Source organism: Pseudoduganella sp. RAF53_2 (assembly GCF_052113985.1).
Classification (GTDB): domain Bacteria; phylum Pseudomonadota; class Gammaproteobacteria; order Burkholderiales; family Burkholderiaceae_D; genus Rugamonas.
Map to the genome: position 1 here is coordinate 1 of NZ_JBFRDW010000289.1, position 7,089 is coordinate 7,089.

Genomic DNA, 7,089 nt, shown 5'->3' on the forward strand with positions numbered 1-7,089 from the left:
TTCCACTATTGGCAAAGCGCTGGCGAGCGGCGCGACGAACGACCCTGCACAGCTGAATGAAGGCCTGGCCCTGCTCGGCCAGGCCCTGAGCCAGTTCGATGCGGTGTTGCGCGATCTGCCCGAACTCAAGAACGTCATGCGCAAATCCAAGAGCCGCGATAACGGACCTGCCATGTTCGTAGCGAAGGCCCTGCCGGATGCGACAGGAGACATGCGTCGCGAGATCCGCGTGCTGGCGGAAGCGTCCCGCAAGGCCGGGGCCACTGTGCCGGATGCGCTGCTGGCTAACTAGGAAAGTGGCGCGTGGCCGGCGTGCAGATCACGACGATGGCTGAATGGCGGCGAGTACCATGCGCACGATGGTGTCTTCGGCGGCGGTGAAATCTTCATCCGTCAGCGCGTGCTTGTCGAGTACCAGCGCCATTTGGGCGGAGAAGTCGGCGTAGGATTGGGTCATGGCCCAGACGGAAAAAATCAGATGCGTGGCGTTGATCGGCGCGATCTTGCCTGCCGCGATCCAGCCTTCAAAGATCTCGATATCCTTACGCAGCAGCGGCACCACGCGCTCGCGGATCTTGTCGCCATACAGCGGTGCGCCGCTGATCACTTCCATCGCATACACGCGCGATGCCGCCGGCTGTTCGCGCGAGAACGCCAGCTTGGCCTGGATGTAAGCACGCAGCACCTCGTGCGGTTCGCGATCGGGATCGGCCAGGTGGGCCATGCGTTCCAGCCAGTCGTCCAGCACATCGTCCAGCACGCGCTGATACAGCACCTGCTTGGTGGGATAGTAGTACATCAGATTCTGCTTGGACAGGCCCGCGTTCTCCGCGATGGCCGCGACGGACGTGCCTTCGTAGCCACATTCGGCAAATACTTTCACGGCTTCGGCGGCGATGTCCGCCTCCAGCCGGTCACGGTTCATTACGCGGCGCAGTTTAGCCGATGCCATGTGCTCTCCTGACGTTTGCAAGGAAGTCGATCAATTGCGGATCGTCGCTGTAAGCCACGTTGAAGCGGAACCAGATCGATTCGCTGTCGCGCAGCATGAAGAATTCGTTGGGCGCCAGAAGAATGCCGGATTTCAGTGCAAGGTCCGCCACCAGCTTGCCGTTCCATTCGGCGCTCGGCGCTTCAGGCCAGCTGGCACTGACGAACATGCCGCCGCGTGGACGCGCAATCGGCGCCATGCCTACACCGCGCAGCGCTTCGATAGTGCGCTCGCGTCCCGTTTCAAGCTGCGCGATCAGCTTTTCCACGGTGCGCTTGTAGGGACGTGCCGTGATCGCGTGATACACGGCGCGCTCGTTCACCTCCGAAGTGGTGAGGCCCGCCAGCATCTTCACGCGCACCAGTTCCGGCAGCAGCGACTGTGACGCGCAGATGGAACCCACACGCAGCACAGGCGACAGCGTCTTCGAAAAACTGCCGACGCGGATCACGCGCCGCAATCCGTCCATTGCCGCCAGCGACGCCTCACCGCGCGGCGTCAGCTCGCGGTAGATGTCGTCTTCCACCAGCCAGAAATCGAACTGCTCTGCAAAACCCAGCAAGCGATGCGCCTGCGCGTGCGTGAGCGAGGTGCCGAGCGGGTTCTGCAGAACCGTGTTCACGAACATCAGCTTGGGCTGGGCGATCCTGGCCTGTGCGGCGAGATACTCCATGTCCAGTCCATGCTCGCCGCGTGGAATGCCGACCGCGTTGCAGCCATGGTGGCGGATCAGCGACAGCAGGTTGCTGTAGCACGGATCTTCAACGAACACGGTATCGCCCGGCCGGGTGAGCGTGCGCAGGATCAGGTCGAAAGCATGCGTGGCGCCGTGCGTGAGCAGCACCTGTTCTGCTTCGAGCGGGAATAGTTCTTCCGACATGGTGGCGGCCATGTACTGGCGCAGGCTGGGGAAACCCAGCGGATGGCCATATCCGCGCAAGCGTGTGGCGGGAATGCGCATGGCATGGCGCACGGCGTCGAGGATGGTGTCCTCGCCATACCACTCCGGCGGCAGCCAGCCCGCGCCGACCGGCAGGGCTTCCGATGCGCCGGAATACAGTTCAGGCGTGAGCGCGTCGACAGCCGCCGGCCCGGTAGCCAGCGCTGCCGGCGCGAGCAGGGCAGGAAGATCCTGGCGCGCAACAAAATATCCGGAACCGCGACGCGAAGAAAGCAGGCCCAGCGTCAGCAAACGGTCATAGGCTTCGACAACTGTAAAGGTGCTGATGCCATTACACTTCGCGAATTGGCGCACCGACGGCATTTTCGTTCCTACGCGCAACTCGCGGCTGCCGACCATGGCGCTGATGGCCGCAACGATCTGATCGACCAGGCTGCCTTTGCGTGCGCGCTCAATGGACAACACGGGCCAGCCGGGCTCGCCCGAGGCCTTTATGCCTTGATTCAGCGCAACACCTGCGTCGTCCATCCTCGTCTCCGCAATATTCAACTGTACTGTTTTTGCCACCTGTACGGTTGGATCGTTTCCGCGTATGTGTATATGTGCCATAGTTATTTGGCTGTCTATTATTGCATCATGATTTTGCCAACTGGTAAAGTTTTTTTAGAGTCGTCAAAAACCTTGGAGGACGCGACATGAACGAGACCCGGCCAGAGTCGATGGACGCATTCTGGATGCCCTTCACCAACAACCGTGACTTCAAAGCGAGCCCGCGGCTGCTGGTGTCCGCAGAAGGCGTCTATTACAAGGACGTGGACGGCCGCCCGATTCTCGACGGCACCGCAGGCCTGTGGTGCGTCCCTGTCGGCCACTCGCATCCGAAGATCGTCTCCGCCGTGCGCAAAATGGTCGGCCAGCTCGACTTCGCACCCACCTTCCAGATGGGACACCCTTCGGCTTTCGACCTAGCCGAAAAACTGATGGACTATACGGGCCACAAGTTCGGCCATGTCTTCTATACCAACTCCGGTTCCGAATCCGTCGACACCGCATTGAAGATCGCGCTGGCGTATCACCGCGCGCGAGGTGAAGGCAGCCGTACCCGTTTGATCGGCCGCGAGCGCGGCTACCATGGCGTGGGCTTCGGCGGCATCTCGGTCGGCGGCATCGCGGGCAACCGCAAGCCCTACGGCGCGCTGTTGCCGGGTGTTGACCATCTGCCGCATACCCACAATATCGAGAAGAACGCTTTCACGCGCGGCGAGCCTGAACACGGCGCCAACCTGGCCGACGAACTGGAACGCATCGTTACGCTGCACGACGCGTCGACCATCGCCGCCGTGATCGTGGAACCGGTGGCTGGTTCTACCGGCGTGCTGATTCCGCCCAAGGGCTACCTGAAGCGCCTGCGCGAGCTGTGCACCAAGCATGGCATCCTGTTGATCTTCGATGAAGTGATTACCGGCTTTGGCCGCCTCACCACACCATTCGCTGTCGACTATTTCGACGTCGAGCCGGACATGATGACCACTRCCAAAGGACTCACCAACGGTACCATTCCGATGGGCGCGGTCTTCAGCAAGAAATTCATTCACGACGCCTTCATGGAAGCGCCGGCCGGCATTGAGCTGTTCCACGGTTACACCTACTCCGGCCACCCGGTCGCCTGCGCGGCATCGCTGGCCACGCTGGATGTATTCAACAGCGAAGGCATCCTCGATCACGCGAAAGAAGTCCAGCCTTACTGGGAAAATGCGGTGCACTCCCTGAAAGGCTTGCCGAACGTGATCGACATCAGAACCATCGGCCTGGTGGCGGGCATCGAGCTGGCGCCCATTGCGGCAAAACCCGGAGCGCGCGCTTACGCCGCGTTCAAGAAAGCATTCGCGGAAGAAGGCGTCTTGATCCGCGTTACCGGCGACATCATCGCTTTGTCGCCTCCACTGACCTTTGAGAAGAAGCACATCGACGAACTGTTTGGAAAGCTCGCCAAGGTTTTGAAAAATCTAGATTAGAGGAGACAAACCATGTTGGTAGGCGTACCGAAGGAAATCAAGAATCAGGAATCGCGCGTTGGCCTTACCCCGGCCAGCGTAAAAGAACTGACACTCCGCGGCCACCAGGTGCTGGTGCAACACAACGCGGGCGCAGCCATCGGACTGACTGACGAAATGTATGCGGCTTCCGGAGCCACCATCGTTGACACCGCGGAAGAAATCTTCGCGCGTGCCGAGATGGTCGTGAAGGTGAAGGAGCCGCAGCCGCAGGAGTGCGCGATGCTGCGCGAGAACCAGATCCTGTACACATACCTGCATCTGGCGCCAGACCCGGAACAAACCAGGGCGCTGGTGGCTTCGAAAGCCATCTGCATCGCCTACGAAACTATTACCGGACCAAACGGCGGCTTGCCGCTGCTGGCGCCGATGAGCGAAGTGGCGGGGCGCATGTCGATTCAGGCGGGTGCGGCGCATCTGGAGAAATCGAAAGGCGGCATGGGTCTGCTGCTGGGTGGCGTGCCGGGCGTGGCGCCGGGCCATGTGGCGATTATCGGCGCTGGCGTAGTCGGAACCAACGCGCTGCAGATCGCCGTTGGCATGGGCGCGCGCGTGACGGTGCTGGACAAGAACGTTGACCGCCTGCGCCAGCTGGATCTCATTTACGGCAATCGCATCCAGACCATGTTCTCCAACGCGCACACGATCGACGATGCGGTAACCGATGCGGACCTGGTGATCGGCGGCGTGCTGGTTCCCGGCGCTGCCGCACCGAAGCTCGTCACGCGCGCCATGGTGGCACGCATGAAAGCGGGCTCCGTGGTGGTGGACGTGGCGATCGATCAGGGCGGCTGCTTCGAGACTTCGCACGCGACCACGCACGAGAATCCGACGTTTGTGGTCGATGGCGTGATCCACTACTGCGTGGCGAATATGCCGGGCGCTGTGGCACGTACTTCGACCTTCGCCCTGAACAACGCCACCATCGGCCACGCGCTGGCGCTGGCGGACAAAGGCTGGGCGAAAGCGATGAAGGCCAACCCGCATCTGAAAGACGGACTGAATGTATGCCAGGGCCACGTCACCTATGAAGCGGTGGCGCATGCACTTGGCTATCCCTATGTACCGGCAGATTCCCTGCTGGGTTGAATTGAAGAGAGCAAGATGAGCGACCTCGATACCATTACCCATTTCATCAACGGCACGAAGGTCGACACGGCCAGTGGCCGTTATGGCGACGTGTTCAATCCCGCGCTGGGCGAGCCGGTTGCCCGCGTGGCGCTTGGCACGTCCGAAGAAGTCGATGCGGCCGTGAAGGCCGCCGAGAAGGCTTTCCCTTCCTGGTCCGCCACGCCGGCGCTGACCCGCGCGCGCGTGCTGTTCAAGTACCTGCAACTGTGCCAGCAGCATACGGACGAATTCGCGGCCTTGCTGACGCGCGAGCACGGCAAGACGTTCTCCGATGCGCAGGGTGAAGTGGCGCGTGGCATCGAGATGGTGGAGTTCGCCGTCGGCATTCCGCAATTGATGAAGGGCGAATTCACCGACCAGATTGCGCGCGGCATCGATGCGTGGTCGATGCGTCAGCCACTAGGTGTTGTTGCCGGCATCACGCCATTCAACTTCCCGGTGATGGTGCCGATGTGGATGTTCCCGATCGCTATCGCTTGCGGCAATACCTTTGTGCTGAAGCCTTCCGAGCGCGATCCGTCGCCATCGCTGCTGCACGCGCGCCTGCTGAAAGAAGCGGGGCTGCCGGACGGCGTATTCAATGTGGTGCAGGGCGATAAAGTGGCGGTGGATGCGCTGCTGGATCATCCGGTAGTGCAGGCGGTGAGCTTCGTCGGCTCCACGCCGATTGCGGAGTACATCTACTCGCGCGGCTCCTCGCACGGCAAGCGCGTGCAGGCGCTGGGCGGCGCAAAGAACCATATGGTCGTGATGCCCGATGCGGACATGGACATGGCGGTCGATGCCCTGATGGGCGCCGCCTTCGGATCGGCCGGCGAGCGCTGCATGGCAATCTCCGTCGTCGCAGCTGTCGGTGATGCGGCCGATAAGCTGATCGGCGCACTGGAAAAGCGCACCGCTGCACTGAAAGTGCGCGACGGCATGGCGTCCGACGCCGAAATGGGGCCTGTGGTGACGGCCGCCGCCAAGCAGCGCATCGAGCGCCTGATTGGCGAAGGTGTGGAGCAGGGCGCCAAGCTGGTGGTCGATGGGCGCAACTACAAAGTACCCGAGCGTCCGAACGGCTTCTTTATTGGCGGGACGCTGTTCGACAACGTCACGCCGGATATGACGATCTACAAGGAAGAGATCTTCGGTCCGGTGCTGTGCGTGGTGCGCCTGCCTGACGTGGCCACGGCCGTGGAGCTGATTAACAAGAACGAATATGGCAACGGCGTCGCCGTGTTCACCCGCGATGGCGGCGTGGCGCGCGAGTTCGTCCGCCAGATCAATGTCGGCATGGTGGGCGTGAACGTTCCGCTGCCGGTGCCGATGGCCTTCAACAGCTTCGGCGGCTGGAAGCGCAGCCTGTTCGGCGACCACCACGCCTACGGCCCCGAAGGCGTGCGGTTCTACACGCGCCACAAAGCCGTGATGCAGCGCTGGCCGAACACCGCCAGCGCTGGCGCGCAATTTGCATTCCCACAAATGAAGTGAACAAGCGTAGGGCGGATCATCGATCCGCCGTTCAAAACGTAGCGAGGAAGAGGCAATGATCGAGTCACTCAAATACATACCGCAGCCAAAAGCCACGAACGAAGAGCTGGCCGGACAATTCACAGACCTCGCGCCACCGCTGAACGCACGCCAGGCGGCGATTGAAAGCGCGCGCTGTCTGTATTGCTATGACGCGCCGTGCACACGCATCTGCCCCACAGGCATTGACGTAGCAAGCTTCATCCGCAACATCCACGAAAAGAACGTCAACGGCGCCGCGGTCGGCATCCTGCAGCAGAATATCCTGGGCGGAAGCTGCTCGCGCGTCTGTCCGACCGAGATCCTGTGTGAAGACGCCTGCGTGCGCAATCACGATGCGGAAGGCCAGCCGGTGAAGATTGGCCTGCTGCAGCGTTACGCGCTCGATCATGCGGCGTTTGAGAGCCACCCGTTCAAGCGCGCCGCCTCCACCGGCAAGAAGATCGCCGTAGTCGGCGCCGGTCCGGCAGGCCTGTCCTGTGCGCACCGCCTGGCGA

General features: G+C 61.8%; 6 protein-coding genes and 1 pseudogene. 5 read left to right on the forward strand and 2 right to left on the reverse strand.

Translation table 11 applies throughout. The features are described from left to right. Positions 1-292 (forward strand): hypothetical protein (locus tag AB4Z11_RS17550; protein ID WP_442026526.1); only part of this gene is annotated, 292 nt, incomplete at its 5' end. 27 nt (positions 293-319) lie between these two features. On the opposite strand, the gene AB4Z11_RS17555 is transcribed toward AB4Z11_RS17550, so the two are convergent. Then, positions 320-952 (reverse strand): TetR family transcriptional regulator C-terminal domain-containing protein, encoded by a 633-nt coding sequence (locus AB4Z11_RS17555; protein ID WP_442026527.1) that lies wholly within the window; start codon positions 950-952, stop codon positions 320-322. After that, complete coding sequence (locus tag AB4Z11_RS17560; protein WP_442026528.1) at positions 939-2,420, reverse strand: aminotransferase-like domain-containing protein; 1,482 nt, start codon at positions 2,418-2,420, stop codon at positions 939-941. The genes AB4Z11_RS17555 and AB4Z11_RS17560 overlap by 14 nt, the downstream gene beginning before the upstream one ends. A gap of 167 nt (positions 2,421-2,587) precedes the next feature. On the opposite strand from AB4Z11_RS17560, the gene AB4Z11_RS17565 reads away from it, so the two are divergent. From AB4Z11_RS17565 to AB4Z11_RS17580, 4 genes and pseudogenes are all read left to right on the forward strand, one after another. Then, positions 2,588-3,907 (forward strand): aspartate aminotransferase family protein, encoded by a 1,320-nt coding sequence (locus AB4Z11_RS17565; RefSeq protein ID WP_442026529.1) that lies wholly within the window; start codon positions 2,588-2,590, stop codon positions 3,905-3,907. Between the two features lie 12 nt (positions 3,908-3,919). Further along, positions 3,920-5,035: an alanine dehydrogenase gene (ald, locus tag AB4Z11_RS17570; protein WP_442026530.1), complete on the forward strand. Its 1,116-nt coding sequence runs from the start codon at positions 3,920-3,922 to the stop codon at positions 5,033-5,035. Positions 5,036-5,050: 15 nt separating this feature from the next. Beyond that, entirely contained in the window at positions 5,051-6,553 is a 1,503-nt protein-coding gene (locus AB4Z11_RS17575; protein WP_442026531.1) for a CoA-acylating methylmalonate-semialdehyde dehydrogenase, read from the forward strand. Between the two features lie 55 nt (positions 6,554-6,608). Then, positions 6,609-7,089, forward strand: a pseudogene (locus AB4Z11_RS17580) (dihydropyrimidine dehydrogenase); the annotation flags it as partial.

Excerpts from the sequence above, each read along its gene's own strand:
- AB4Z11_RS17575 (WP_442026531.1), top strand. The coding sequence starts at position 5,051 with ATGAGCGACCTCGATACCATTACCCATTTCATCAACGGCACGAAGGTC.
- AB4Z11_RS17555 (WP_442026527.1), bottom strand. The coding sequence starts at position 952 with ATGGCATCGGCTAAACTGCGCCGCGTAATGAACCGTGACCGGCTGGAG.
- AB4Z11_RS17560 (WP_442026528.1), bottom strand. The coding sequence starts at position 2,420 with ATGGACGACGCAGGTGTTGCGCTGAATCAAGGCATAAAGGCCTCGGGC.
- ald (WP_442026530.1), top strand. The coding sequence starts at position 3,920 with ATGTTGGTAGGCGTACCGAAGGAAATCAAGAATCAGGAATCGCGCGTT.